Source organism: Actinomycetospora corticicola, from assembly GCF_013409505.1.
GTDB lineage: Bacteria > Actinomycetota > Actinomycetes > Mycobacteriales > Pseudonocardiaceae > Actinomycetospora > Actinomycetospora corticicola.
This window is the reverse complement of the sequence record NZ_JACCBN010000001.1, coordinates 525,143-550,246: the sequence shown is the minus strand read 5'-3', so window position 1 is coordinate 550,246 and position 25,104 is coordinate 525,143. Positions and strand designations below refer to the sequence as shown.

The window sequence follows — 25,104 nt, the reverse complement described above, 5'->3', positions numbered from 1 at the left end:
CCGACGGGGGGACGGTCCCGTCGTCCGGACCCCGGCCGACGGGCCGACAGGAGCGGAGGCCCGCCCGCCGGAGGCTTCATGACGTCACCGGGACACACCCGGTCAGCGCCCGGAAGGGGCCACGTCATGAGCGTCGCCACCCTGCCCGTCCCCGCGGTCACCGCCGCCCCCGCACCCGCCCCGCAGGTCGCCGACCCGGCCCGGCTCGCCACCCGCCCGATGCGGTGGTGGCTGCTCGCGGTCCTCGGCGCGAACCTCGTCGCCGCCGGCACGCTGGTCGTGCTGGGCCTCTCCCCCGCGGCCGCCGCCACGATGGCGAGCATCGACGTCGGGCTGGCCGCCCTGATCCGCCAGCAGGACGTGGTCAACGGGCTGTTCGCCCTGGCCACCCGCACCCCGAGGAGCTGGCCGCTGCGGGTGCGCGCCGCGATCGCGCAGGTCCACCAGGTCGGCGCCGGCGTCCACGTCGGTGCGGCGATCTCGGCGATCGCGTGGTTCCTCGCCTTCACCGTCCTCACCGCCCTCGCCCCGCCCACCCCGCTGCGGCCCGCGGTGCTCGGCATCGCCGCCGGCATCCTCGTGGTGCTCGTCGTCATGGCCGCCCTGGCCCGCCCGAGCGCCCGCGAGCGCCACCACGACCGCTTCGAGCACTCCCACCGCTGGGGCGGCTGGGCCTCGCTCGCCCTGTTCGCCGCGTTGACCGTCGTGCTCGCCGCCGACGCCCCGACGTCGTTCGCCGTCGCGCTCGCCACCACCCCCGGCACCTGGATCCTGCTCGCGGTTGCCGTCGCCGCCGTCGTCCCGTGGCTGCAGCTGCGCCGCCTCCCCGTCACGATCGACACCCCCTCCGACCACGTCGCCCTCGTCACCGCCGACCGCGGCCGCCCGGTGCGCATCGGCTCGGCCACCCGCATCGCCCGCCACCCGCTCGGGCAGTGGCACGCCTTCGCCACCGTCGCCCGCCCCGACCGCTCCGACTTCCGCCTGGCCGTCTCCCGCGCCGGGAACTGGACGGGCGCGTTCATCGACGACCGGCCCGACCACGTCTGGGTCCGCGGGGTCCCGACGACGGGGGTCGGCAGCGTCTCGCGGATGTTCCACGGCGTCGTCTGGATCGCCACCGGCAGCGGCATCGCCCCGGTGCTGCCGCACCTGCTCGGCGAGGACACCCCGGCCCACCTGGTCTGGGTCACCCGCAACCCCGAGCGCACCTACGGCGCCGAGCTGGTCGCCGACATCCGCGCCGCCGACCCCACCGCCGTCTTCTGGGACACCGACGCGAACGGCAAGCCCGACCTCGTCGCCCTCGCCGCCCGGGCCGTCGCCGAGACCGGCGCCGAGGCCGTCGTCTGCATCTCCAACCGCCGCACCACGCTGCGGGTGGTCGGCGAGCTCCGCCGCCGCGGCATCCCGGCCTACGGCCCCATCTGGGACTCCTGAGGGTGCGCTCCGCGCAGGTGAGCAGAAAGTGGGGCTATAGCCCCACTTTCTGCTCACCTGCGCGCAGCGCACACCCTCGGCCCCGCAGCTCGCGCCGCGAGCCGATCCCGAGCTTCCGGAAGACGTTGCCGAGGTGGTAGTCGACCGCCTTCGGCGTCACCCAGAGCTCGTCGGCCACCTCGCGGTTGGTCATGCCGTCGGCGACGAGCCCCGCCACCTGACGTTCCCGGGGGGTGAGCCGCTCCACCGGACCCGCCGCCCCCTCGTCCCGGGCGAGCGCGTCCACCCGCTCGATCCAGGGCTTCGCCCCCAGCCCGACGAAGGTCGCCCGCGCCGCCTCGAGGTGGACCGCGGCCCGGGCGCCCCGACCGCGGCGGACCAGGTGCGCGCCGGCGACGAGGTGCAGCTCGGCCAGCTCCACCGGGCACGCGTCGGCCACCGCCTGTTCGTCGGCGCGGGCGAGGTCGAGCCCGGCGCGCACCGCGGCGGCGGTCCCGGCGTCGTCACCCGCCGCCGTGGCGATCCGCGCCAGCAGGCGGTGGCGGGTGAGGTCGAACCACAGTGGGGCGTCCTGGGCGGCCCACGCCTGCACGGTCGCCGCCGCCTGCTCGGCCCGGCCGGCCTCGAGCAGCGCCTCCGCGTGCAGCACGCGCCACGGCGTGAAGGGCGCGGACAGCAGACCGCTCGCCTCCGCCCGCGCGGGCAGGTCCCCGAGCGCGGCGAGCATCCGGTGCGGTGCGCTGGCCCGGGCGACGACGGCCTCGCCGGTCGCCAGGGCGTACCCCGCCTGCTGGCCCGGGTACCGCGCCGCCGCCGCCCGCAGGGCGGTCAGGTGCCGGCGGGCCTCGGCCTCGTCACCGCGGCCCGCCGGCACGAGGAGGGCGACCGCGTGCACCGCGGCCTCCAGCCAGGGCCGCTGGCCGTCGGCGAACCAGGCCAGGGCGACGTCGGCCTGGGCGGCGGCGAGGTCCCAGCGCCCCTGCCGCCACAGCGTCTCGGCGAGGTAGATGTGCGCCTCGTGCGCGTCGGTGCGGTCCTCCTGACGACGGGCACGGTCCAGGCTCGCCCGGAACCACCCGTGCGCGATGCCCACGTCCCCGGCGAGCTGGTGCAGGATGCCGGCCACCAGGGCCGAGCCCCCGCTGCCCGCCGTGGCGGCCTCGACGACGCGCAGTCCGGCCGCCGGTCCCGCCTCGTGCGCCCGCCCGAAGGCCTCGAAGATGCGGGCCTGCTCGCGGCGGGCCGACCGCCGGGTCAGCGACGCGGCCGCCCGGGCCGCCGCGACCGTCTCCCGGCCCCGAGCCCGGGTCGTGTGCTCCTGCGCGAGCCGGACCCCGGCGAGGGCGCGCAGCTCGTCCGGCGCCGCGACGTCGGCCGCGGCGGACTCGAGGTAGTCCACGGCCGTCGGCTCGCCGTCCAGGGCCGCGAGGTAGCCGAGGACGGTCGACCGCGCCGCACCCGGTTCGGCGTGCCGGACGTCCTCGCGCAGGAGTCCGAGCCGCTCGGCGTCGTCGGCCTCCACGAGGCGGACCGCCGCGGCCAGCCGGAGCCGGAGCGCCTCCGCGCCGTCCGGCGCGACGTCCGCGGCGGCGAGGAGGCGGTCCGCCGCCTCGCCGTGCTCGACGGGCTCGGCGAGCGCGGACCGTTCCAGGTCGGCGGCGAGCCCGGGGTCCGGCCGGCCCGCGGCCGCGGCGATGCGGTGGTGCAGCGCGGCCCGGCCGCCGAGCAGGTGGGCGGCGGCGCGGTGCAGCGCCTCCCGGGCCGCGGGCGGGAGGCCGGCGCGCACCGCGTCCGCCTGGAGCGGGTGCTGGATGCGCACCGTCGGGCCCGACCCCGTCCCGACCAGACCCGCCGTCACCAGCGGTTCGAGCGCGCTCTCGACGTCGTGCGGGTCGAGCCCTGCGAGCCGGGCGAGCATCGGCCGGTCGGCCGCGGTGCCGAGCACCGCGAGCGCCGCCAGCACGGCCCGCGCGGGGGCCGGGAGCCGCTCGACGGCGGCGTCGATGTCGTCGGCGAGGGAGGCGTGGGCGTCGAGCGGGCGGTGACCCGTGACGACGTCGTCGGACACCTCGCGCAGGACCGTGAGCAGGTGCAGCGGGTGGCCCGTCGTGCGCGCGACGACCGCCTCCACGGCCGCGGGCGGCCAGGCCCCGGGCCGCACGGCGCACGAGAGCTCCCGCACCGCCCCGGCGTCGAGCCCGCCCAGGACGCGGGTCGTCGAGTCGACGCCCTCCACGAAGCAGGAGCGCCACGCCCCGGGCACGAGTTCGTCGCGGGCGGTCGCGACGGTGAGGACCTGGTCGTGCCGCAGCCGCTGCAGGAGGCGGACGAGCGCCGGGACCGACTCGTCGTCGATCTCCTGGAGGTCCTCGAGGACGAGCACGAGCAGCCCGGTGTCCTGCCGGTCGCCGACGGCGTGCAGCAGGGCCGCGACCGGGTCCCGGTCCTGCGCGGAGGGCCGGGCGCCGAGGGCCTGCCCCAGACTCGTCAGGAAGTCCCCCGGCCGGTGGCACCGGCCCGCCTGCACGACGACGACGGAGGCGCCCGACAGGTCCGCCGCGAAGGCGCCGACCAGGCTGCTCTTGCCGATGCCCGCCGGGCCGGTGACCAGCACCCGGCCCGCACGGCTCGCCCGGGCGCGGTTCGCCCAGCCCCGCAGCCACGCCAGCTCGGCGTCCCGGCCGGTCAGCGGAGCGTCGCCCTGCCTCCGGTCGGCGGGACGCGGCTGTTCCACACGATCACGATAGCCCGATCGGACGGCATGCGATGAGGCTGTCCGCGATGCGATGGCGTCCTCCCGAAGCAGCGGCGCACGGGCGGGGTGTCACCCGCGCCCGACCGACCCGTCGTGGGGCTCATCGCAAGATCCCCGTCTTCGTTACATCGAAAGGTGTCACGTTTCACGGGTAGCTCACCTGGATGGCGTGAGGTCTGCTCCACCGGTCGGACCAGCACCTCGTTGACCGCGACGCGGGCCGGCCGCGTGACCATCCAGAGGACGGCGTCCGCGATGTCGGCCGCCTCGAGGACCCCGAGCTCGCCGAGCGAGAGGTCGGGGGTGTCGCCGTCGCCCTTGTCGGGCAGCTCGGTGCGCGTGATGCCCGGCTCGACGACGCCGACGCGCACGTGGGCCGGGGCGAGCTCCTGGCGCAGCGACTCGGAGAACGCGCCGACCGCGTGCTTCGTCGCGCTGTAGACCGCCCCGACCGGCAGCACCCGGCGGCCGGCGTCGGAGTCGACGTTGACCAGGTCGGCCACGCCGCGCTCCGCTGCCGCGGCCACGAGCGGCTCGAGGGCCGCGTGCGTCGCCGCGAGCAGCCCGTCGAGGTTGACCGCCGTGGTCGCGCGCCAGTCGGCGAGGTACGACCCGCGCGCCGGGGCGAGCGAGCCGAACCCGGCGTTGTTGACCAGCACGTCGAGCCGCCCGTGCCGCGCGAGGACCTCCCCGATCGCGGCCACGGCCGCCTCGGGGTCGGCGAGGTCGACGGCATGCACGCTGGTCCCGCCGCCGAGGTCCGCGGCCAGCGCCTCGAGCCGGTCGGCCCGCCGGGCGAGCAGCGCGACGGTCGCCCCCTCGGCCGCGAGCGCCCGGGCGGTCGCCTCGCCGATCCCGCTCGACGCGCCCGTGACCGCCGCGACCCTGCCGTCCAGTGGTGAGCTTCGCTCGGGTGAGCAGAAAGTGGGCCTATAGAGCCTGTCGGACTTTGTAAGTCCGGTGGGTGCTCGGAGTCAGTCGCTGATTCCGGGTTCCGGACGGCGGGTTCCTGACGGCGGGTTCCTGAGGGCGGGCTGCGGCGCCCGGAGGGCGCCGTGGCCCGCTTCTCAGGTGGTTGCGGTGTGGAGCTTGAGCAGGTTGTGGGCGGTGGCGATCAGGGTGAGCTCGGCGCGGACCGCGACGAGACCCCGAACCCGGAACCGGTCGGCGATCCGGTTCTTGATCTGCCCGAAGACCGGTTCGACGGTGACTTTGCGACGTCGGTAGCGCTCGCGCGCCTCGGGCTCGGCGAGCCGTTCGCGCATCCGGCGGCGCACCCGCGACTCCTGCCGGGGTGGTTGTTGCTGCTCGGGGTCGCGCAGCGCATCACGTGTGGGCGCGACCAGCGGTCGGGGGCCCCGCCCCTGCTGGTGGACGTCATCGAGGGCGGTGATGTCTCCGGCGGTGAAGTAGCCGGTGTCAGCGAGCACGGTCTCGACCGGGGCGTCGATCCCGGCGCGGGCGAGGTTGTCCAGCGCGGCGGCGGTCATCGGGGCGAGCAGACCGGCGTCGTTGGCCTGGTCGACGACCTCGACCGCGATCACGACCTGGTCGTCGCCGACCACGGCCTGGGAGTTGAAGCCCTGCAGGAACCCCTGCGCGGTCCGCAACGGCCGGGAGTCGGGGTCGGTGGTGTTCGCCCGCACCGGCTTGTCCCCGGCCGGGGTGCTCTCGGTCGGGGTGGCCGGTGCCTCGGTCGGGGTGGCCGGTGCCTTCGGGGGCCGGCCTTTCGGGAAGCGCCCGTGGGTGGCGTGGTGGGCGTTCCGGGCCGCGAGCCTGGTCTCGTAGCGTTGCTGCTGGGCGGCCGCTTCCGCCGCCCGGGCGGCGTTCTGCTCGGCGACCTTCGCCGCGGCCCGGGCCAGCCGGGCCCGCCGCGCGGTCGGGTCGTTCATGTCCTCGGGCGGCTCGTCGCCCCGTCGTCCCGGCCCGTGCTCGGCGTCCTCGGCGGCGTCGCTGGACTCGGCCCGTTCCAGGCGGTCCTCGACCACCCCCGCCAGACCCCGGTCATCGGGCTCCGGGTCACCCAGCTCCGGGCCACCCAGATCCGGGTCACCCAGATCCGGGTCACCCAGATCCGGGTCATCGGGCTCCGGCTCACCCAGTTCGGCCTGGGCTTTGGCGATCCCCGCCGCGGTGCGGTTGCGCCGCGACGAGGCGTTCGCGGCGATCTTGCTGCCATCGACCGAGATCGTCCCGACCCGCCCCAGCCCCGCGGCCGCGCAGACCTTGAGGACCTCGATGAACAGGTCCTTGAACACCTCGCGGTGCCGGACCCGGAACGCGGCGATGGTGTCGTGATCAGGGACCTGGTTGGCGGTGATCACCCGGAACGCCACGTCGTGGCCGCAGGCGCGTTCGATCCCGCGTGAGGACGTCAGACCCACCGCATACGCGTAGATCAACAACGTGAGCATCATCGCCGGGTCGTAGGCCCGCCGGCCGCGACCCCCCAGCCGGTAGGTGGAGATCAACGCGGTCAGATCCAACATCTCGACCGCGTCGATCACCGTCCAGGCCAGATGCCCCTCGGGCAGCCAGTCCCGCACATCCGGGGGCAGCAGGAACCCGGTGTCACGATCCACCGGACGGAAGTCACGAGCCACCCCAAGATCCAATCAGAGGCGCTGGCGCCGGTCTACAAAAGCCGACAGGCTCTATAGCCCCACTTTCTGCTCACGTGCGCGGAGCGCATACTCCGGCAGCTCGACCTTGTCGGCCGGCGGGCTGAAGATGCGGTCGGCGAGCCCGGTCCAGCGCTGCAGCGTGGCGACCGTGCGGAGCACCCCCTGCTGGGCGACCAGTGCCGCGCGCGAGCCGGGGTTGACGGCCCGGATCATCCGCGGGTTCACGTTCTGCGCCTCGGTGACGAAGGGGCGCATGACCTCCTCGTAGCGCTGCAGCGCGACCTGGTGGTCGGCGTTCCGGTCCAGCTCCCCGGCCAGCACGTGCGCGCCGGTCAGCGCGAGCGTGGTGCCGGTGCCGAACGGCCCGGTGGCCCAGGCGGCGTCGCCGAGCAGCACCCGTCGTCCGGAACTCCAGCGGTCGAGCTTCACCTGGGCCACGGCGTCGACGTACATCGGCGCGTCGTCCAGCACCTCGAGGATGCGGGGCGCCTCCCAGCCGACGTCGGCGAAGGTCTTCCGCAGGATCATCACCTGGTCGTCGTGGTCGAGCTGTTCCAGGCCGCGCACGTCGGTGAGGAAGCTCAGCATCGCGCGGGTGGTACCCACGTTGTCCGGGCGCAGGCTGACCCCGCGGGTGCGGGTGGTGTGCATCCAGCGCCACCAGCGGTCGTCGTCGGCCGTCCGCGGGATCGTGATGTTGGCGATGATCAGACCCAGCTCGGAGAGCTCGGCGTCGGGCACGACGAGGGACCGGGTCCGCGAGCGGGTGCCCTCGGCGACCACGACGAGGTCGGCGTCGATCCGCTCCCCGCTCGCCAGGGTGGCGGTGACGTGGTCGTCGGCGTCGGTGAGGTCGGCGATCTGCTCCCCGAAGCGGTAGTCGGTGTCGTCGACGGTGTGCTCGAAGAGGATCCGGGCCATCTCGCCGCGCAGGATCTCCAGCTCGGCGGTGGGGCCGTGGATGTCGTCCTCGCCCGCCGGGAACTCCCCGACCGTGCCACCCCGATCGTCGACGAACCGCGTCCCCACCTCCGTCGTGCTCGTGACGAGCGCCTCCGCCTCGAGCCCCATCCGGCGCAGGACCTCCCGCCCCGCCCCGCGGACGTCGATGTTCTGCCCCTCGTCGCGCAGCCGGGGGTAGCGCTCGACGACGGTGGTGCGCCAGCCCCGTGCGTTGAGTTCGTGGGCGAGCGCCGGGCCGCCGACGCTCGCGCCGGAGATGAGTGCGTGGCGTGTCATGCCGCTCGGATACCCCATCGCTAGAACGTCTAACTACTAGAGATGTGAGAAGCTTCGCGGCGTGGACCCGGAGGCCGAGATCGCACGGTTCGACCCGATGACGTTCGCGGTGCGCGACCTGATCGGCGCCTCGCAGGACCTCGTCGTCCGGATGGCCCGGGCCATGCAGATGAACGTCACCGACATGACCGCGGTCCACCTGCTCTCCGAACACGGACCGATGGGCGCCGCCGAGCTCGCCGACCGCCTCGGCATCCGCTCGGCCTCGGCCACGGTCCTGGTCGACCGCCTGGAGGCTGCGGGCCACGTCGAGCGCACCCCGCACCCGACCGACCGGCGTCGGGTCACCCTCACCGCGACCGCCGGGGCGCAGGCGCACGCACTCGCCGTGTGGTTGCCCGGCCTGCGCCTCGTCGACGAGGTCGGCCGGTCGCTCTCCCCGGAGGAGGCGGTCGTCGTGCGGGCCTTCCTCGAGCGCCTCACCGCGGCGATGGACCGGGCGGGCCGACCCGACTGATCACGACGACGGGTGCATCGACTGCGTCCCGATCACCCGCAGCAGGTCGAGCTTCTCGCGGGCGTCGGTGCCCTCGGTCGGGAAGTAGACGAGCAGGACGCGGTCGGACTCCGGGGTCAGCAGCACCTCGCAGGTCAGGTGCACGAGCCCGACCTCGGGGTGGGCGAAGCGCTTCCGGCCGACCCGCCGGACCCCGACCTCGTGGCGCTCCCACAGGTCCCGGAACTCCGCGCTGCGCGTCCGCAGGTCGTCCACCAGCTCCGCGACGTCCGCGTCCCCGGCCCGCCGGGCGGCGGTGGCGCGCAGGTCGCGGACGTGTTCGGCGGACAGCGCGGCCCGGTCCTCGGCCGGGGTCGTGGCCCGGAGCGTGGCGTCGGTGAACCAGCGGCGGACCGGGTTGACCGGATCGGTGCCGAACAGCGTGGCGGCGAGCGGGTTCTGCCAGAGCACGTCGTGCAGGTCGGTGTGGATGCGGGCCGGCACGTCCGTGAGGTGGTCGACCAGGGCCATCAACCCGGGCGACACGTGCCGACCGGCCCGCCGCGCCGGCGGCACGAGCCCGGCGAGGTGGAAGAGGTGGTCGCGCTCGTCGAGATCGCAGCGCAGCGCCCGAGCCAGGCTCCCGACGACCAGTTCGCTCGGGTGCGGGCCGCGGGCCTGCTCGAGGCGCGTGTAGTAGTCGACCGACAACCCCGCCAGCTGCGCGACCTCCTCGCGGCGCAACCCCGGCGTCCGTCGTCGGGGTCCCGGCACGAGCCCGACCTCGGCGGGCCGCAGCAGCTCCCGTCGTCGCCGGAGGAAGTCCCCGAGGCCCGCGCGGTCGATCACCGACCCAGCATCACCCGCCGTCGGGAACGTGAGCCAGGGTCGGCCGGTCCCTGGGTCGGGCCAGGCCTGCCACGCCCGCGCCGCCGGGCGCAGGGTGGACGCCATGCAGCACCGACAGCTCGGCTCCACCGGTCCCCTCGTCACCTCCCCCGCCCTCGGGTGCATGGGCCTGTCCGGCGTGTACGGCGCCGTCGACGAGGACGAGGGGGTCCGCGTGATCCACGCCTACCTCGACGCCGGCGGCACCCTCCTCGACACCGGCGACTTCTACGGCTCCGGCCACAACGAGATGCTCATCCGCCGTGCCCTGGCCGACCGGTCCCGCGAGGACGTGGTCCTCTCGGTCAAGTTCGGGGCGATGCGGGCTCCCGACGGCGGGATGGTCGGGGTCGATGCGCGCCCGGCGGCCGTGAAGAACTTCCTCACCTACTCGTTGCAGCGGCTCGGGGTCGACCACGTCGACGTCTACCGTCCGGCGCGGCTCGATCCCGCGGTGCCGATCGAGGACACCGTCGGCGCGATCGCCGAGCTCGTCGAGCAGGGGTACGTGCGGCACGTCGGGCTCAGCGAGGTCTCGGCCGCGACGATCCGGCGGGCCGCCGCGGTGACGCCGATCTGCGACCTGCAGATCGAGTACTCGGTGCTGAGCCGCGAGATCGAGGCGGAGATCCTGCCGACCTGCCGGGAGCTCGGCGTCGGGATCACCGCCTACGGCGTGCTGGGGCGCGGGCTGATCGGCGGCAGCGGGGCCGTGACCGGCGGCCGGGCGATGACCCCGCGCTGGCAGGGCGAGCACCGCGAGCACAACCAGGCCCTCGTCGCCCGGCTGCACGAGATGGCGGCGGCGAAGGACGTCACGGTGGCGCAGCTGGCGATCGGCTGGGTGAGTGCGCAGGGCGGGGACGTCGTGCCGGTGATCGGGGCGCGGCGGGTCGACCAGGTCACGTCGTCGCTGACCGACGTCGAGCTCACCGCGGACGACCTCGCCCGCGTCGACGAGCTGATCCCGGCCGGATCGGTCTCCGGCGACCGCTACCCCGCGGCGGCGATGGCGCAGCTCGACAGCGAACGGTGAGAGGATCACTCGCGTGACTCAGGGTCTGCGGTTCGGATGGCTGTCCCCCGTGATCGGCAACCGGTGGTCGGACCAGGTGCCGATCGCCGCGTACCAGGACACGGAGATCCTGCCGACGGCGTTGCCGCACTTCGACTCGCTGTGGATCGCCGACCACTTCTACGGGTTCGACGAGAAGACCGACCCGTTCCTCGAGGCGTGGACGACGCTGACGTGGCTCGCGGCGCGGCACGAGTCGGTGGAGCTCTGCCACCACGTGCTCGGCGTCGGCTACCGGCACCCGCCGCTGCTGGCGAAGATGGCGGCGACGCTGCAGTACCTCTCCGGCGGGCGGTTCGTGCTCGGGATCGGCGCCGGCTGGCGGGAGAAGGAGTACGAGGCGTACGGCTACGAGTTCCCGAAGCCGTCGGTGCGGTTCGCGCAGCTCGAGGAGACCATCGAGATCTGCCGGCGGATGTGGACGCAGGAGTACCCCTCGTACGAGGGCCGGTTCACCACCATCACCGAGGCGTCCGCTCCCCCGCTGACCGACCCGCCGCCGCGCGTGTGCATCGGTGCGGCGGGCGAGAAGGTCGGGCTCCCGATGGTCGGGCGGCTCGCCGACCTGTGGAACGGGCCGGCCGGGGACGGCTTCACCCGTCGTCGGGACATCGTGCGGAACGCGGCCGAGCAGGCGGGCCGGGACCCCGACGCGATCGAGGTGACGGTGACGCTCGAGCGCGCGCTGCCCGAGACCGACGACGACTCCGCGAAGCTCGTCGAGGAGCTCGCCGGGCACCGGGACCTCGGGGTGGGACACGTCGTCATGGACTTCGGGCACCCGCGCTCCACGGAACCGGTCCTGCGCTTCGCCGAGCAGGTCATCGCGCCGCTGAAGGGCTGAGCTGCTGCCGCGAGGGCTACGTCAGGCAGGTTTCCGGGCCCGCCGGGATGCCTGACGTGAATCTCGCGGCGGCGTCAGCGGAGCAGGAGCTGCACCAGCGCCGCGAGGCCGACCACCACGATGACCCCGCGCAGCACGATCGGCGGGAGCCGGCGGCCGATCAACGCCCCGAGGACGCCGCCGACGATCGACCCGCCCGCGATCAACCCGACGACGGGCCACGACACCGGGGCCACGAGGGCGAACACGAGGCCCGAGACCAGGTTCGCGACGGACGCGAGGATGTTCTTGACGGCGTTGTGCCGCTGCAGGTCGTCGTCGATGCCGATGCCCAGCACCCCGAGCAGCAGCACGCCCTGCGCCGCGCCGAAGTAGCCGCCGTAGACCCCCGTACCGAACACCGACGCCTGCATCCCGACGCCGACGCGCGTGCGGGGTTCGCCGGAGGGTCGGCGGGCGGCGATCCGGCGGGCCACCGCGGGCTGGACCACCACGAGCACGACGGCCAGCGCCACCAGCACCGGGACGACGGCGTCGAAGACCCCCGACGGCAGGGCGAACAGCAGCAGCGCCCCGGCCAGGCCGCCGAGGGCGGTCGGGACCGCCAGCCGCAGGACGCGGCCGGTCAGTCCTCTCAGCTCCCGGCGGTACCCGATGGCGCCGGTGACCGACCCGGGTACCAGTCCCAGGCCGTTCGACACGTTGGCCGTGAGTGGCGGGAAGCCGAGCGCGAGCAGCACCGGGAACGTCACGAGCGTGCCGGAGCCGACGATCGTGTTGATCATCCCGGCCCACACGCCGGCGAACGCGATGATCGCCGCCTCGCCGAGGGTCACGGGCGCATGATCGTCCGTCGCGGCGCGGACGGCCAGCCGGTCACCCGACCCGCTTCGGGGTGACGGCGGTGAGCCGGCCCCGCAGGGCGTCCGGGACCTCCCACCCGACGTCGGGAAGACCGCTCTCGCTGGCGTCGAAGGCCACCGCGGCCTCGACGAGCGCGGCGGCGTCCTCGGCGGCGATGCGGGAGAACCGCACCCGCGGCTTGCCCGGCCCGTCGACGGCCACGTTCCCGTCGTTCGGGCAACCACCGAGGCACGGCACGTGCCGCACGCGGACGCCGCGCCCGGCCGCCCCCGTCAGGAGCGGGTCGAGCGCGGCGCCGAACGAGCCGGTGTCCGTGCGGTCGCGTGGACAGGTCCGGCAGACGAGCAGCGGCACGTCAGGGCCGGGCCTCGACGTACTCGCGGGTCGCCGGGCTGACCGGGCCCGCCGGGTCGTCGAGCCCGCTGTGCGTGACCAGCGGCGCGTCCTCCTTGTGGAAGCGCCCGTCCTTCATGATCGCGTGCAGCCGGTCGTGGTCCTGGAGCACGGTGATGTCCTCGAGCGGGTCGCCGTCGACGAGGATGAGGTCGGCGAGGTAGCCGGGCTGGACCTTCCCGAGCTCGTCGGGCTGCAGCATGATCTCGCCGCCCCACGCGGTGGCGGAGATGATCGCCTCCATCGGCGTGAAGCCGAGCCGCTCGACGAAGTGCTCGAGGTCGCGGGCGTAGGTGCCGTGCGGGGTCCACGCGAACCCGTAGTCGCCGCCGGGCAGCAGCTTGATGCCGCGCCGGTGCATCTCGCGCAGCCCCTCGGTGGCCACCTCGAGTTCCTTCTTGTAGCCGACGGCCTCGGCCGCCTCCTGCGGGAACCCGAACGCCTCGGCCTCGTAGAGGGTCGCGACGAGCCAGTTGATGCCGGGCGCGACGAACACCCAGTCCTTGTTGGCCTCGAGCATGTCCATGCCCTCGGCGTCGGTGAAGGAGGCGTGGTAGATGATGTCGACCTTGTTCCGCAGGCACATCTTCACGCTCTCCGCGGAGCGGGCGTGGGCGCACACGCGCTTGCCGCGGCGGTGGGCCTCGGCGACGGCGGCGGCCACCTCCTCGTCGGAGAAGTAGGTGTCCTCGGCGCGCTGCGTGCCGGTGATCTCCTCACCGGTCATCGACAGCTTGATCTGGTCGACGCCGAGGTCGATCAGCTCGCGGACCGCCTTGCGCATGCCCTCGGGGCCGTCCGCGAACTTCGTGATCGACTTGATGAGCGCGCCGCCGGTCACGGCGATCTCCGGGCCGTTGGCGAGGTAGCGCGGGCCGGGGATGCGGCCGGCGGCGATGGCGTCGCGGCAGACGACGTCGAGGCGCTCCTTGGCCGAGGCGGCGCCCAGGCACATCGTGTAGCCGGAGTCGATGTACTTCTTCGCCGACTCCATCGAGAAGAGCAGGTGCTCCTCGACCGGCATCAGGCCGAGGCCGTCGAGGTCGGCGGAGTTGTTCCACGAGAAGTGCGTGTGGGCGTCGCACAGCCCGGACATGAGGGTGCGTCCGCGCCCCTCCACCACCTGCGCGCCGTCGGCGCGCGTGGCGTCGACGGTGCCCACCGCGGCGATGCGGTCGTCCTCGACGAGCACGTCACCGGGGTAGGGCAGGGCCCCGGTGGAGTCGAGGATCGAGACGTTGCGGAACAGGACCTTGCTCATGAGGGGCTCCTCGGCGTCGAGGGACGGCGGTGGGGGTCAGAAGAACTTGAGGAGGTGCTCGGTCACGTCGTTCGGCCGCTCGAGGGCGGTCCAGTGGCCGCAGCCGGGCAGGACGTCGAGCGTCGCCGCGCCGTGCGCCTCGGCGAGCGCCTCGCTGATCGCGGGCCTGCCGACCCCGTCCTCGGCGCCGGTGAGCAGCAGCAGCGGCAGCTGCGGGTCGATCGGTCCCGGGTCGGGCGCGCCCGCGAGGGCCTCGCATGAGCGGGCGTAGCCCTCGGGGTCCTGGCGCAGGACGAGCTCCCGGACGAGGGCGGCGGTGGCGGGGGCGTCCCGGCGGGTGGTCTCGGCGGTGGCGTTCGCCATCACCGCGTCCGCGATCGCCGGCATCTCGCCGGCCCGGGCCTTCGCGGCCCGGTCGTGCTGTGCCTGCTGCCCGGCCTCCGGCAGCGGCGCGGGCACGGCGCCGAGCAGGGCGAGGTGGGACACCGCCTCGGGCCGGGTCGCGGCGAGCAGGCGCACGGTGATGGTGGCCATCGAGTGGCCGACGACGCGGGCGGGCCCCGCGTCGAGCCGGGAGAGCAGGTCGGCGAGGTCGTTGGCGAAGCTCTGGATGGAGACCGTCCCGGCGACCGGCGAGCGTCCGGAGCCCTCCATGTCGGGTCGGACGACGGTGAACCGCTCGGCGAGGGCGGCCACCTGCGGCTGGTAGAAGTTCGACGTCCCGCCGAGCCCGTGGACGAGCAGCACCACGGGCCCGTCGCCCGTGATCTCGACCGCCAGTTCCTTGCCGTTCACCTGCACGTGGTCGTCCTCCTTCGGGCGTCTGCCCGGGTGTCAGCGGATGGTGTTGCGGAGCGAGCCGAGACCGGTGATCGCGCACTCGACGACGTCGCTGGGCACGAGGAAGCGCGGCGGGTCGAAGCCGATCCCGACGCCGGCCGGGGTGCCGGTGGCGATGACGTCCCCCGGCAGCAGGGTGATCCCCGCGGAGATGACCCGGATCAGCTCCGGGACGTCGAAGATCAGGTCGGCCACGGGCGCCTTCTGCCGCGGCTCCCCGTTGACCGTCGAGGAGACGACGAGCGCCGTGACGTCGCCGACCTCGTCGGCCGACACAGCCCACGGCCCCATCGGGGCGTGGGTGTCCAGCGACTTGCCGAGCAGCCACTGCTTGTGGTCGCGCTGCACGTCCCGGGCCGTGACGTCGTTGACGATCGTGTAGCCCCACACGTGCTCGAGCGCCTGCTCGCGGGAGATGCCGCGCCCGCCGCGCCCGATGATGACGGCGAGCTCGGACTCGTAGTCCAGCTCGCTCGTGATGCCGGGGTGGGCCTCGACGTCGTCGTGGGGACCGGTGACGGCCGTGGTCGCCTTCGAGAAGACGATCGGCTTCTCCGGCAGGTCCTCGGAGCGCTGCGGGGTGTCGTAGCCGGACCGCCCGAACTCGGCCACGTGCTCCCGGTAGTTCTTCCCCACCGCGAACAGGTCGCGGCGCGGTCGCGGGAACGGCGCGAGCAGGCGGGGCCCCTCGACGCGGCGCAGGTCCGCGGCCGCCGCGATCGCGGGCGCCAGCGCCGCCCAGTCCTCGACGACCTCGACCAGGGTCCGGTTCCCGACGACGGGCCCGAGGTCGAGCACCGTCGTCCCGTCGGCCTCGACCAGGCCGACGGCCTCGTGCCCGCCGTCGGTGTACGTCACCAGCTTCACGACCACTCTCCCTCGCTCGCACGGTGGCGACCAATCAGTACCAATATGGTCGATCGGTGCCGCATCGCCGCGGTGGGAGAGACGTTACGACCCGCCGACAGGCCTGCCAAGACACTCACACCCTCGGCATTGGTCTAATATTGGTCGACCCCGGGAGGAGCCCACGATGTCCGCACCACCGACCGGCGGCCCCGTCGCGGCCCGTCTGCGGTCCCTGCTCGACGACGCCGTCGCGGCCGGCACCCTCGGGACCGGCGCCAAGATCCCGACCGAGCGGGCGCTCTGCGACACGCTGCAGGTCTCGCGCACCGCGGTGCGCTCCGCGCTCGCCGAGCTCGAACGCGAGGGCCGGATCACCCGCCACGTCGGCCGCGGCACCTTCCTCGCCGAGCTCGAGGGCGGCCCGGACCTGCCCGTGCCCGCCCGCGGCACGCTGCAGACCAGCCCGGCCGAGATCATGGCGACCCGCCTCGTGCTCGAGCCCGAGATCGCGGCGCTCGCGGCGCGGCACGCCACCCCGTCGGACCTCGAGCACGTCCGGCACTGCCTGGCGCGCGGGAACGCGACGACCACCTACGAGGAGTTCGAGGCCTGGGACTCCGCCCTGCACCGCGCGATCGCGACCGCCGCGCACAACGGCCTACTCCTGCGGCTCTTCGACACCATGAACGCCGCGCGCGACCTGCCGGTGTGGGGCAGCCTCAAGCGCCGCTCCGCCACCCCCGAGCGGCGCCGCGGGTACGAGTGCACCCACGGCGAGATCGTCGACGCCCTCGCCGAGCGCGACGCCGACGGCGCGCGCGACCACATGCGGGCCCACCTCGTCGACGTCCGCACCAACCTGCTCGGGATGCACTGATTCGAACTGGTGTGCGAACCTGGTCCGGTGGCCCGCACGCCGAACCCCCGCCTCCGCGCCGCCCTCGCCCGGCAGGCCGAACGCACCCGCCGCGCCGCCGAGGCCCTGCGCGAGGGCGACGAGCTGGACGAGGACGCCCGCCGACGGGTCATCGAGATGCTCGCGGTCTGCGGGCGGCCCGAGATCTACGAGGCGCTCAACGTGCACGTGCAGGACCGCGTCGGCAGCCTCACCGACTCCGTCCTGCGGGCCCGCTCCCCGCTCGACGCCCACGTCCGCCGCGCCGCCACCGAGGCGAGCGTGACCGAGGGCAGCGCGCACCCGGGCTCCGACGTGGATCCGACGAGATCCGCCCGAGGCTCCTGACCAGCAGGAACTCCTGTGGTCCGCACCTCTTTGTCACGCCGGGGTAACGCCCGGGACGCCGCGGTCGATAGTCCCCGAGTGCCCTTGCCCGACGTCGACCCCGACGGGAGGCCCGTGATGACCGATCCGGCCCCAGGAACGACACCGACCGCATCCACCGCACCATCCACCACCGCACCGTCCGCACCGGGCAGTGCGGAGGCCCTCGAACAGGGCTGCCAGTGCTCCTTCCTGCTGAACGACCCGGCGGGGCAGAGCTTCGTCAACCCGCTGTGCCCGCTGCACGGCGCGCAGCACGAGGGCCGGGTGAGCGCCCCGTGACCCGCCCCGCCACACGTCCCGCCCCCGCCCCGCTCCGGGGGCACCCGGCCCCGCGCGGGCTGCGGGAGGAGTTCCGCGAGACCCTGCGCGAGCGGGTGCTCGAGACCGCGTCGGCCGCCGCCTCCGAGCAGGGCTGGGGCCAGGTCCGCATGAGCGACCTCGCCCGCCGCTCCGGGGTGTCCCGGTCGGCGATCCACCGCGAGTTCGGCGACAAGGAGGCCGTCGCGGACGCCCTCGTGGCGCACGAGTCCGACCGGGTGATCGCCGAGGTCGGGCAGGCGCTGATCGACGCGCCGGACTGGCGCGCGGGCCTCACGGCCGCCCTGCGCACGACGATGGCCGCCCGGGAGAACCACCCGCTGATCGAGACGGTGCTGACCGCGGCACACGACGACCTGAGCCTGCTCCCGCAGCTCACCACCGGCAGCAGCGCGATCATCGCCCGGGCGCGGCTCCTGCTCGCGACGTGGTTGCGGGGTCATCTCCCCCGCCTGCCGCGCCCGTTGCTCGACGACGCGGCCGACGTCCTCGTCCGCGCGGCCCTGAGCCACCTCGCGGCGCCGGACACCGACCGCGAGCTCACGGTCGCCCGATTGCAGCGCCTCGCCGTCCGCCTCCTCGACCCCCGCTGAGCCCGCCGCCGGGACCCCCGCCGGCCCGTCGTCCGACCCGTCGTCGGGAGCTGTGACCGGTGCCACCGGATCGGGCCGTGAGGATCCGCGATCGGATCGTGTCCTACGGACGAGTTCGACGGAGCGCCCCGCCCCACCGGGCGGGGCGCGGACACGATCAGGAGGTTCACCCATGAGCACCCCGACTCCCACCGCCCCGAAGGCCACGACGCCGAGCCCCGTCTCCCCCGCCGCCGGCTCGGCCCTCGCCAGCACCCAGGGCAAGACCACGATCGCCGACGGTGTCGTCGCGAAGGTCGCCGGCCTGGCCGCCCGCGAGGTGAACGGCGTGTACGGGTTCGGCGGTACGGCCGCGCGCGCCTTCGGCGCCATCACCGAGCGCATCCCGGGCAGCCGCTCCTCCGCGTCGCAGGGGGTGTCGGTCGAGGTGGGCGAGCGTCAGGCCGCCGTCGACCTCACGATCGTCGTCGAGTACGGCGTGGCGATCGCCGAGCTGTCGCGCGCCATCCGCCGCAACGTCATCGGCGCGGTCGAGCAGATGACCGGCCTCGAGGTCACCGAGGTCAACGTGGACGTCGTCGACCTGCACCTCCCGGACGAGGAGGACGACGCCCCGGCCCCGGCCCCCGCCCGCGTCCGGTGACCCGGCCGGCACGGCCCGGTGACCTCGACGTCCCGGCCCTCGTGGCCGGCGTCGACGTCGACCGGGTCGCTGCTGCGGTCCTCGCCTGCCCACTGGTGGCGGAGCTCGTCACCGGCGAGCACGGCGCCGTCGCGACGCACCTGCCCGGACGCCGGATCGCCGGTGTCCGGGTGCACGACGACGGGCCGGGTCCGGCGCGCATCACCGTGTCGGTGTCGGCCTGCTACGGCGCCCCGATGGGCCGCCTGGTCGAGCAGGTCCGCTCGGCCGTCGCGGTCCGGGCGCCCGGCCATCCGGTCGACGTCGTCGTGGCGGACGTCGCCTGACCCGTCACCGTAGGATCTCCACCAGCAGGGCCCACGCGTTGACCAGCCCTCCGAGCAGGGCGAGGACCACCGCCACGGGCATCCAGTAGAGGCCGCCGGCGGTGCCCGTGAGCACCCCGGTCCCGGCGAGGACCGGGGCCACGAGCACCGCCAGCGCCGGCACCCACGCCGTGAGGAGCCAGGCGGCGACCGGCTGCTCCGGTGCCCGGCGTCCCGGCAGCGCCTGCCGCACCAACGCCCCTCCCGCGAGCACCCCGACCACCACCAGCTCGATCGCGAGCGCCGCGTCCGCCTGCCCCGGGACGAGGACCGGGAGACCGACGAAGAGCGGCGTGGCGAGCAGGACCAGGGTCTGCGCCGCCCGTCCGGGCAGGTGGGCGTCGGCCAGGATCACCCGCAGGTTGAGCGACACCGCGACGAACACGAGTCCCGCCAGGGCCGCGGACGCCCCCACCGTCGCCACCGCGAAGTCCGACCAGCCCTCGGTCGTGTACGCGTTCATCCCGCCGAGTGTGCTCGGTGCGTCCAGCCCCGTCGGGAACCGACCGGTCTGTAGTTTCCGTTCATGGACGGGTCGGAGCGGACCCGGCGTCCCGCGCCCGGGGCGTCGTTCATCGTGCTCGTCGTCGACCCGGAGACCGGGGACCTCGACTCCTACGGCCCGTACGGGTACGCCGCCGCGCTCGCGGAGGCGTCCCGACGGCGGGAGGAGTTCGATCGCGAGGAGCTGCTCGACGTGCTCGTCGTGGTCGTCCCGCTCCACCCCGGCCCGTCGTCGGACGGGGCGTAGCTCAGCCGTCCGCGCGGAACCAGCCGCCCGGGCCCCCGAGCTCGTCGGAGGTCGGGGCGGTCGGGCGGGGCGGCCGGGCCATCGTGGAGCCGAACGGGCTCGGGCGGGGCAGCCGCGGCTCGTCGTCGGGATCGTGCAGGTCGACGGGCGTGCGGGGCTCGGGGGCGGGCACCGACGGGATGTCCTCGACCAGGCGCACGTGCCGCCCCGCGGGGTCGCCGGCCGGCTCGTCGACGACCGGGATCTCCCCGGTCGCCGGTCCGTCGACGGGTTCGTCGTGCGCGGGGGCCTCGACCGGTCCGGCCGCGACCATGATGTGGCCTCCCGAGGGGGTGCGACCGGCGTCGACCGGGTCGCCCGAGGCGTCGGCGTGCTCGAGGGCGGCGCGCAGGTCGTCGATCGGGAGCGGACGGTCCCGGGTGGTCGTCGTGGCGACACGGGCGGTCAGGGCGACGCCCGGGTGCCCCTCGGACGCGAACGCGAGGCCCTCCCCGATGCGGTCGGCGAGCTCGTTGAGGTACACCGCCGAGGCACCCGGGACGAGGACGACGAACGTGCGGACGTCCAGCCGGACCGCGACGTCGACCGGCCCGAGCGGTTCGGTCAGCGCGGCGGCGACCCGGTGGCCCGCGTGGTAGGCCGCGCGCGCCGGGGCCAGGGCCTCGCCCGTGAACGCCGGGATGTCGAACAACGCGACCCCGACCTGCAGGGCGCCCGGACCGCCGCGCGGCGTCCACTGCTCGAGGAACCCGGCGTCGGGCAGACCGCTGGCCGGATCGGTCCCGGCCACCGCCCGCGCCCCGGCCGCGGCGTGCGCGTCGGCGATCTGCTCGCGCAGCTCCCGGGTGCCCGCGTGCGCGTCCCGCATCCGGTCGATCATGTGGTAGAGCGACGTGGTCGCCCACATCTCCCCCGGGCTGCCGGCCGAGCCCGCCGCGTCACCACCCGCGGGCATGGTGGTGGCGAGCAGGTCGTCGATCGTCCGGAGCACCTCGGGTGCCAGGCGGGTGCCCAGCGCGAAGCGCAGCCGCGCCAGCTCGTTCGCCGCCTGCGCGCGCGAGAAGCCCCACCGGCCGTCGAACACACGGCTGGGCTCCACGGCGGGATCGGTCGGGTCGTAGGAGTGCTGGTCGGTGGCGACGAGGAAGGCCCCCGCACGAGGTCCCAGCGCGACGACCGTCCACTCGTCGGCGAGCGCCTCGGCCGGGTCGAGCTCCACCACCGGCACCCCGGTCGGCGCCTCGTGGGCCTCCCCCGCCACGAACCCGACCACGGCGGTCACGCCCGCTGCGGCCATCGCCTCGTAGACCGCCCGTTCGCGGTCGAAGTAGGGCAGCTGCTGGAACAGGGCGACGACCACCGTCGGCTGTTCCACCGAGCCCGCCATGACGGCCTTCTCCACGGCGTGCGACACGTCGACGAGGAGCCGCTTCGACAACCGCTCCGGGCGTTGGCCGCTCGCCCGGTCGCGCGCCACGCGGGTGTGGTCGGACAGGTTGTCGATGAACGCCCGTTCGACCCGGGTGCGGGTGGCGTGGGCGAGCGGACCCTCCATGGGACCCCCCTGGGGTGCGGCGACTCCCGGGGTTACTACCTCGACCACCCGGCACCACGCCGAGGGCCCGCGTCCGCCCGGCGAACGGTCCGGACGGATCGGTCAGCGGGGCTCATCGGTCAGCGGGGCTCATCGGTCGGCGGGGCTCAGAGCGTCGCGGCCCGCACGGCGTCGGTGAGCGACGTCGGGGCGCGGCCGAGCAGGTTCTCCAGGGCCGGGCTGTCGGTCTCGAGCTCGCCGCGCGCGAGCGACGTCTCCAGGGAGGCCACGAACTCGGCGGTGCCACGGTCCGCCCCGGCGCCCACCATCGACTCGGTCAGCTCCTCGGCGGTGTGGTCGTGGTACACGACCTGCGTGCCGGTCACCTCGGTGATCGTCGCGGCGAGCTCGGACATCGTGAACGCCGGGCCGCCGAGCTCCCAGTAGCCCTGCTGGTCGACGACGTCGCCGGTGAGCAGGCTGACGGCGGCCTCCGCGTAGTCGGCGCGCGTCGCGGCGGACACCCGGCCGTCACCGGCCGCCCCGAGGATCTCGCCCCCCTCGAGGTACCGGGGCAGCTGAGCGGTGTAGTTCTCGGTGTACCAGCCGTTGCGCGCGACAGCGAACAGCAGACCCGAGCCCTGCAGCACGTCCTCGGTCGCCGCGTGCTCGGGGGCGAGGACCAGCTCGGTCTCGTCGGCGCGGAGGACGCTCGTGTAGACCACGAACTCCACGTCGGCGGCCTTCGCGGCGTCGATCACCGCGGAGTGCTGCCGCACCCGGTCCCCCGGCGTGGGGCTCGACACCAGCAGCAGACGCTCGATGCCCTCCAGGGCGGGCCCGAGGGTGTCGGGGCGGTCGTAGTCGGCCTCGCGGATACCGACGCCGAGCCCGGCCAGGTCGCCGGCCTTGTCGGGGTCCCGGACGAGGGCGAAGACGTTCCCGGCGGGCACACCGCGGCGCAGCAGGGCGTCGACGGCGAGCCGACCGAGGTGACCGGTGGCGCCGGTGACGGCGAAGGACGGGGCGGGCGTGACGGGCGTGCTCATGGACCGCAGGGTGGCCCGTCGACGCCGGGGTCACACACCGCGGGCGCGGGGAAAGGCGGCGGAAAGGCGGGCGCGCGACCCTCGGGACCGGCAGCACGGAGCACCGGAGGACGTCATGGCGGTACGCACGCTCGGACGTCGTCCGATCCGACGTCGGGAGCACCGGGTGGCGGGCACCGTCGGGATCTGCGCCGCGGGGGGTGGTGTCCGGGCGGCCGCGGTCAGCCTGGGCGCGTTGCAGGTGCTGCGCGCGACCGGCTGGATCCGGCCGGACGGCTACCTCTGCTACGTCGACGAACATGTCGGCGTCGCCGCCGCGCTGCGCCAGGAGTGCGCGACGACCGTCGTCATCGACGTCGGCGGCGGCCCGCTGGCCCTCCCCCGCGGCATCGAGGTCGACGACGTGTCGGACCTCGAGCCGGGCTCCGGCCTCCCCGCCGACGCGACCGGCCCGTTCCGCACCCGCCTCGCGGGCACGGCCGTGGTGTCCGGCCGGATCACCTACGCCTCGGGGCGCCGCGGCCGGCTCGTGCTCGCGATGCCGCGGCTGACCGCGGACGTCCCCGACACGGTGATCGGGTACGCCGCGACGCACCCCGGGTTCCCCCACGAGACCGCCGCGCTCGACGACGACCAGGTGGAGGTCTACCGCCAGCTCGGCCGGCACCTCGGGGCCCACGTGGTGGGGACGCTGCTGCGCCTCACGCCGTGAGCCAGGAGCGCCATCCCCGGCGGCGCGGTGCCGGCACCACGGGCTCCCGACGACGGGTGGCCTCGGCCAGCAGGTCCGCCACGTCGGCCGGGTCGGTGGCCAGCCGCAGGGCGTCGGCGGCGGGCCGGGCGAGGGTGCGCGCCAGGTCCCGCGGCGAGCGGTCGAGCGCGTGCACTCCGACGCCGTAGCGCCGTGCGACGACCGCGCGCTGCTCGGGCGAGATGCCCGGGCCGGTAAGCAGGAAGCGGGGGTAGGCGTGCGAGGCGCGCCAGCCGCGTTCGCCTTCGACGACCTCGCCCCACAGCGCCACGACGCCGAGCACCTCGTGGTCCGAGGGGCTCCAGCCGAGGGTGGTCGTGTCGGCCACGGCGTACAGCCCGCAGGGGCACGTGTCGCCGGGCGGGGTGTGCCGGGGGCTCGCGCACGCCGCGACCATCGGCCGTGCGACCGGCCAGGGCGTGCCGGTGAGCGGGGAGAAGAGCACGTGGCGTTGCTGCGCCCGGCGGCCGACCCGCCAGGTGCGCCACCCGAGGACGGCGGCCGGGACGTCCGGCACCGCCACCACGCGGTGCGGAGCGGTCACGAGCGGGCGTCCGCCGGCACGGTCGCGGGGTCCTGCTCGGGGGTCTCGACGTGCTCGACCGGGGCGTCCGGAGCAGCGGGGATGACGGAGTCGACGGGCTCGGCGGTGAAACGACGCTGGACGCGTCCGATGTCCATGGATACAACCCTGTCACGCCGTCCGGGCGCCTGCCAGAGCGTTCCCGGATGCAACGTTCCACGAGGCCGATGGAACCTCGCGGTCCCCCGGGATCAGCCGCAGGTGCGGCCGTTGCCGTCGTCCTCGCGCAGGCCCGCGACGGTCTGGCGGTCGACGCCGTTGGAGGCGTCCGGCCCGGTGTGCGGGTAGGCGACCATGAAGTGGCCGTAGTCCCCGCCGTACGCGAGGTCGATCGACCGGAGCAGGCGTCCGGAGGCGTCGCGGTCGAGGCCCGGCTGGGTCCGCACCGTGATCTCGCGGCCGCCGAGCAGCGCCTCCGCCATCTGCTTGGCCTCCGCCCCACCCGGGGTCGAGGGGTCGCAGGAGGAGATGCCGAGCACGCGGATGACCTGGTCCCCGGCGCGGACGGTGTCGCCGGAGATGACGTCGGTGACCGTGACGGTGCTGCGGACGGGCGACTCGGTGGACGTACTCACGGCCAGCGGGGTGGTGGCACTCGACGACGGGGTCATGGCGCTGACGCCGACGAGGCCGAACAGGGCCACGCCGATTCCCGACCAGACCTTCTCCGCAGTGCCCACCGCGTACTCCCCCGAGTAGTCGCCGACGTCGTCCGACGACGTCCGATGCCGCGGATGTCGGAGTGCGTTGCTCCGGTGTTACCGGCAGTAGTGCGATCGGGTGACGGGTGCTGCGCTACTGCTTTCCGCCGCCGGCACTACGGCACTGCGCCGCGAGCGCTCCCGCGGTGATCGGACCGCGCACTAGCGTCCGGCGACACCCGACCGGCCTGCAGGTGAGGACACCGTCATGAGCCAGCCGCAGTACCCGTCCCCCGCGCCGGAGCCCGGCGGGTTCGGTCCTCCGGTGCCGCCGCAGGGTCGCGTCCCGGCCGGCCACGGCGCTCCCCTGCCGCCGGGGCCGCCCCCCGGCCCGGCGCCGACACCGACGGCCGGGACGAACGTCATGGCGGTCCTCGCCATCGTGTTCGCCTTCCTGTTCTCCCCGCTGGGCATCGTGTTCGGGATCGTCGGGCGCCGCCAGACGGCCCGCACCGGCCAACCGGGACGCGGGCTCGCGACGACGGGCCTCGTGCTCTCGGTGGTGTTCCTCCTGCTCGGGATCGCGGCAGCCGTCTCCGTCACCGTGCTCGCCGGGTCCCTCCTGCGCTCGCTCCCGACGACGGGTGTGCCGGAGCTGCCGGCCGTCTCCACCCCCGCCGTCACGGGGCCGGTCGGCCCCGGGACGGTGACCGTCGCGGACGGGGACTACGGCCCGGAGCTGCCCGCCGACGCGCTCGCCGCGGAGGTCGGGTCCCGCGCGGGCGCCGCCGACGTCATCTGCCCCGGCTACCTGCCCGCCCAGGTCGAGGCCAGCTCCACCTGCGACGGCACCCTCGACGGGCAGGCCGCCCGGTTCCGGGCGACCGTCACGGCGGTGAACGGCTCGGAGGCGTCGATCGACATCGCCCGGGAGCGGTGAGCCGGGCCCGCACGGGTCGTGTTCCCGCGCTTCCTGGGATTCGCGCGCCCAGGCTGCGACGCCGCCGACGTGGGACGGTGATC

The 25,104-nt window shown here is 74.9% G+C and carries 29 protein-coding genes; 13 read left to right on the top strand and 16 right to left on the bottom strand.

Going from position 1 to position 25,104, the window contains the following annotated elements; all coding sequences use genetic code 11:
* Nucleotides 1-126 precede the first annotated feature (126 nt).
* The gene (locus BJ983_RS02690) at nucleotides 127-1,440 is read left to right on the top strand and encodes a ferric reductase-like transmembrane domain-containing protein (protein WP_179792388.1); all 1,314 of its coding nucleotides are present in this window, start codon (nucleotides 127-129) and stop codon (nucleotides 1,438-1,440) included.
* 34 nt (nucleotides 1,441-1,474) lie between these two features.
* On the opposite strand, the gene BJ983_RS02685 is transcribed toward BJ983_RS02690, so the two are convergent.
* The 4 genes from BJ983_RS02685 to BJ983_RS02670 all read right to left on the bottom strand — a co-directional run bounded on the left by BJ983_RS02685 (nucleotide 1,475) and on the right by BJ983_RS02670 (nucleotide 8,058).
* Entirely contained in the window at nucleotides 1,475-4,174 is a 2,700-nt protein-coding gene (locus BJ983_RS02685) for a LuxR C-terminal-related transcriptional regulator (RefSeq protein WP_179792387.1), read from the bottom strand.
* Entirely contained in the window at nucleotides 4,126-5,049 is a 924-nt protein-coding gene (locus BJ983_RS02680) for an SDR family oxidoreductase (protein WP_343054435.1), read from the bottom strand. Before BJ983_RS02680 ends, BJ983_RS02685 begins: the two co-directional genes overlap by 49 nt.
* A gap of 213 nt (nucleotides 5,050-5,262) precedes the next feature.
* Nucleotides 5,263-6,777, bottom strand: a complete 1,515-nt coding sequence (locus BJ983_RS02675) for a transposase (RefSeq protein WP_179792386.1) — start codon at nucleotides 6,775-6,777, stop codon at nucleotides 5,263-5,265.
* A gap of 72 nt (nucleotides 6,778-6,849) precedes the next feature.
* Nucleotides 6,850-8,058 carry an FAD-dependent monooxygenase gene (locus BJ983_RS02670; RefSeq protein ID WP_179792385.1) on the bottom strand — a complete coding sequence of 403 codons (1,209 nt, stop codon included), beginning with the start codon at nucleotides 8,056-8,058 and terminating at the stop codon, nucleotides 6,850-6,852.
* A 61-nt stretch (nucleotides 8,059-8,119) separates the two neighbouring features.
* On the opposite strand from BJ983_RS02670, the gene BJ983_RS02665 reads away from it, so the two are divergent.
* A complete protein-coding gene (locus BJ983_RS02665) occupies nucleotides 8,120-8,575 on the top strand; it encodes a MarR family transcriptional regulator (protein ID WP_218890069.1) in 456 nt (151 codons plus the stop codon).
* Here the strand turns inward: BJ983_RS02665 and BJ983_RS02660 are convergent, their stop codons facing one another.
* On the bottom strand, nucleotides 8,576-9,508 hold the full coding sequence (locus BJ983_RS02660; protein WP_246325516.1) for a helix-turn-helix transcriptional regulator: 933 nt from the start codon (nucleotides 9,506-9,508) through the stop codon (nucleotides 8,576-8,578). It abuts the gene before it with no gap.
* On the opposite strand from BJ983_RS02660, the gene BJ983_RS02655 reads away from it, so the two are divergent.
* Nucleotides 9,507-10,478, top strand: a complete 972-nt coding sequence (locus BJ983_RS02655) for an aldo/keto reductase (RefSeq protein ID WP_179792384.1) — start codon at nucleotides 9,507-9,509, stop codon at nucleotides 10,476-10,478. The genes BJ983_RS02660 and BJ983_RS02655 overlap by 2 nt on opposite strands.
* Before the next feature lie 13 nt (nucleotides 10,479-10,491).
* Nucleotides 10,492-11,361, top strand: a complete 870-nt coding sequence (locus BJ983_RS02650; RefSeq protein WP_179792383.1) for an LLM class flavin-dependent oxidoreductase — start codon at nucleotides 10,492-10,494, stop codon at nucleotides 11,359-11,361.
* Between the two features lie 74 nt (nucleotides 11,362-11,435).
* On the opposite strand, the gene BJ983_RS02645 is transcribed toward BJ983_RS02650, so the two are convergent.
* The 5 genes from BJ983_RS02645 to BJ983_RS02625 are packed head-to-tail and all read right to left on the bottom strand — an operon-like array spanning nucleotide 11,436 to nucleotide 15,586.
* Nucleotides 11,436-12,197: a TSUP family transporter gene (locus BJ983_RS02645; protein WP_179792382.1), complete on the bottom strand. Its 762-nt coding sequence runs from the start codon at nucleotides 12,195-12,197 to the stop codon at nucleotides 11,436-11,438.
* A 40-nt stretch (nucleotides 12,198-12,237) separates the two neighbouring features.
* Entirely contained in the window at nucleotides 12,238-12,579 is a 342-nt protein-coding gene (locus tag BJ983_RS02640) for a DUF1636 family protein (RefSeq protein ID WP_179792381.1), read from the bottom strand.
* Nucleotide 12,580: 1 nt separating this feature from the next.
* Nucleotides 12,581-13,879 (bottom strand): metal-dependent hydrolase family protein, encoded by a 1,299-nt coding sequence (locus BJ983_RS02635; RefSeq protein WP_246325515.1) that lies wholly within the window; start codon nucleotides 13,877-13,879, stop codon nucleotides 12,581-12,583.
* Nucleotides 13,880-13,915: 36 nt separating this feature from the next.
* On the bottom strand, nucleotides 13,916-14,680 hold the full coding sequence (locus BJ983_RS02630) for an alpha/beta fold hydrolase (protein ID WP_179792380.1): 765 nt from the start codon (nucleotides 14,678-14,680) through the stop codon (nucleotides 13,916-13,918).
* Between the two features lie 33 nt (nucleotides 14,681-14,713).
* Nucleotides 14,714-15,586: a fumarylacetoacetate hydrolase family protein gene (locus BJ983_RS02625; RefSeq protein WP_179792379.1), complete on the bottom strand. Its 873-nt coding sequence runs from the start codon at nucleotides 15,584-15,586 to the stop codon at nucleotides 14,714-14,716.
* Nucleotides 15,587-15,752: 166 nt separating this feature from the next.
* On the opposite strand from BJ983_RS02625, the gene BJ983_RS02620 reads away from it, so the two are divergent.
* The 6 genes from BJ983_RS02620 (at nucleotide 15,753) to BJ983_RS02595 (ending at nucleotide 18,733) form a co-directional block, all read left to right on the top strand.
* The gene (locus tag BJ983_RS02620) at nucleotides 15,753-16,445 is read left to right on the top strand and encodes a FadR/GntR family transcriptional regulator (protein ID WP_179792378.1); all 693 of its coding nucleotides are present in this window, start codon (nucleotides 15,753-15,755) and stop codon (nucleotides 16,443-16,445) included.
* A gap of 27 nt (nucleotides 16,446-16,472) precedes the next feature.
* A complete protein-coding gene (locus BJ983_RS02615) occupies nucleotides 16,473-16,811 on the top strand; it encodes a hypothetical protein (protein WP_179792377.1) in 339 nt (112 codons plus the stop codon).
* Nucleotides 16,812-16,928: 117 nt separating this feature from the next.
* Nucleotides 16,929-17,132 carry a hypothetical protein gene (locus BJ983_RS02610; protein WP_179792376.1) on the top strand — a complete coding sequence of 68 codons (204 nt, stop codon included), beginning with the start codon at nucleotides 16,929-16,931 and terminating at the stop codon, nucleotides 17,130-17,132.
* Nucleotides 17,129-17,764, top strand: coding sequence for a TetR family transcriptional regulator (locus tag BJ983_RS02605; RefSeq protein WP_179792375.1), 636 nt, complete (start codon nucleotides 17,129-17,131; stop codon nucleotides 17,762-17,764). The genes BJ983_RS02610 and BJ983_RS02605 overlap by 4 nt, the downstream gene beginning before the upstream one ends.
* A 172-nt stretch (nucleotides 17,765-17,936) precedes the next feature.
* Complete coding sequence (locus tag BJ983_RS02600) at nucleotides 17,937-18,407, top strand: Asp23/Gls24 family envelope stress response protein (protein WP_179792374.1); 471 nt, start codon at nucleotides 17,937-17,939, stop codon at nucleotides 18,405-18,407.
* The gene (locus BJ983_RS02595) at nucleotides 18,404-18,733 is read left to right on the top strand and encodes an Asp23/Gls24 family envelope stress response protein (protein ID WP_218890068.1); all 330 of its coding nucleotides are present in this window, start codon (nucleotides 18,404-18,406) and stop codon (nucleotides 18,731-18,733) included. Before BJ983_RS02600 ends, BJ983_RS02595 begins: the two co-directional genes overlap by 4 nt.
* Before the next feature lie 4 nt (nucleotides 18,734-18,737).
* Here BJ983_RS02595 and BJ983_RS02590 read toward each other — a convergent pair whose 3' ends face one another.
* On the bottom strand, nucleotides 18,738-19,235 hold the full coding sequence (locus tag BJ983_RS02590; RefSeq protein WP_179792373.1) for a hypothetical protein: 498 nt from the start codon (nucleotides 19,233-19,235) through the stop codon (nucleotides 18,738-18,740).
* Nucleotides 19,236-19,298: 63 nt separating this feature from the next.
* Here BJ983_RS02590 and BJ983_RS02585 point away from each other — a divergent pair, with 63 nt between their 5' ends.
* The gene (locus BJ983_RS02585; RefSeq protein ID WP_179792372.1) at nucleotides 19,299-19,523 is read left to right on the top strand and encodes a hypothetical protein; all 225 of its coding nucleotides are present in this window, start codon (nucleotides 19,299-19,301) and stop codon (nucleotides 19,521-19,523) included.
* 1 nt (nucleotide 19,524) lies between these two features.
* On the opposite strand, the gene BJ983_RS02580 is transcribed toward BJ983_RS02585, so the two are convergent.
* Both BJ983_RS02580 and BJ983_RS02575 read right to left on the bottom strand, forming a co-directional pair.
* On the bottom strand, nucleotides 19,525-21,078 hold the full coding sequence (locus tag BJ983_RS02580) for a DICT sensory domain-containing protein (protein WP_179792371.1): 1,554 nt from the start codon (nucleotides 21,076-21,078) through the stop codon (nucleotides 19,525-19,527).
* A 146-nt stretch (nucleotides 21,079-21,224) separates the two neighbouring features.
* Nucleotides 21,225-22,106 carry an SDR family oxidoreductase gene (locus tag BJ983_RS02575; RefSeq protein WP_179792370.1) on the bottom strand — a complete coding sequence of 294 codons (882 nt, stop codon included), beginning with the start codon at nucleotides 22,104-22,106 and terminating at the stop codon, nucleotides 21,225-21,227.
* A 115-nt stretch (nucleotides 22,107-22,221) separates the two neighbouring features.
* Between BJ983_RS02575 and BJ983_RS02570 the strand changes: the two genes are divergently transcribed.
* Entirely contained in the window at nucleotides 22,222-22,818 is a 597-nt protein-coding gene (locus BJ983_RS02570) for a hypothetical protein (RefSeq protein WP_179792369.1), read from the top strand.
* Here the strand turns inward: BJ983_RS02570 and BJ983_RS02565 are convergent.
* The 3 genes from BJ983_RS02565 to BJ983_RS02555 all read right to left on the bottom strand — a co-directional run bounded on the left by BJ983_RS02565 (nucleotide 22,808) and on the right by BJ983_RS02555 (nucleotide 24,120).
* Nucleotides 22,808-23,401: a hypothetical protein gene (locus tag BJ983_RS02565; RefSeq protein ID WP_179792368.1), complete on the bottom strand. Its 594-nt coding sequence runs from the start codon at nucleotides 23,399-23,401 to the stop codon at nucleotides 22,808-22,810. The two genes, BJ983_RS02570 and BJ983_RS02565, sit on opposite strands and share 11 nt — an antisense overlap.
* Nucleotides 23,398-23,538 carry a hypothetical protein gene (locus tag BJ983_RS02560; RefSeq protein WP_179792367.1) on the bottom strand — a complete coding sequence of 47 codons (141 nt, stop codon included), beginning with the start codon at nucleotides 23,536-23,538 and terminating at the stop codon, nucleotides 23,398-23,400. Before BJ983_RS02560 ends, BJ983_RS02565 begins: the two co-directional genes overlap by 4 nt.
* Before the next feature lie 93 nt (nucleotides 23,539-23,631).
* Nucleotides 23,632-24,120 (bottom strand): thermonuclease family protein, encoded by a 489-nt coding sequence (locus BJ983_RS02555; RefSeq protein ID WP_179792366.1) that lies wholly within the window; start codon nucleotides 24,118-24,120, stop codon nucleotides 23,632-23,634.
* A gap of 229 nt (nucleotides 24,121-24,349) precedes the next feature.
* Here BJ983_RS02555 and BJ983_RS02550 point away from each other — a divergent pair, with 229 nt between their 5' ends.
* Nucleotides 24,350-25,021: a DUF4190 domain-containing protein gene (locus tag BJ983_RS02550; protein WP_179792365.1), complete on the top strand. Its 672-nt coding sequence runs from the start codon at nucleotides 24,350-24,352 to the stop codon at nucleotides 25,019-25,021.
* Nucleotides 25,022-25,104: the final 83 nt, after the last annotated feature.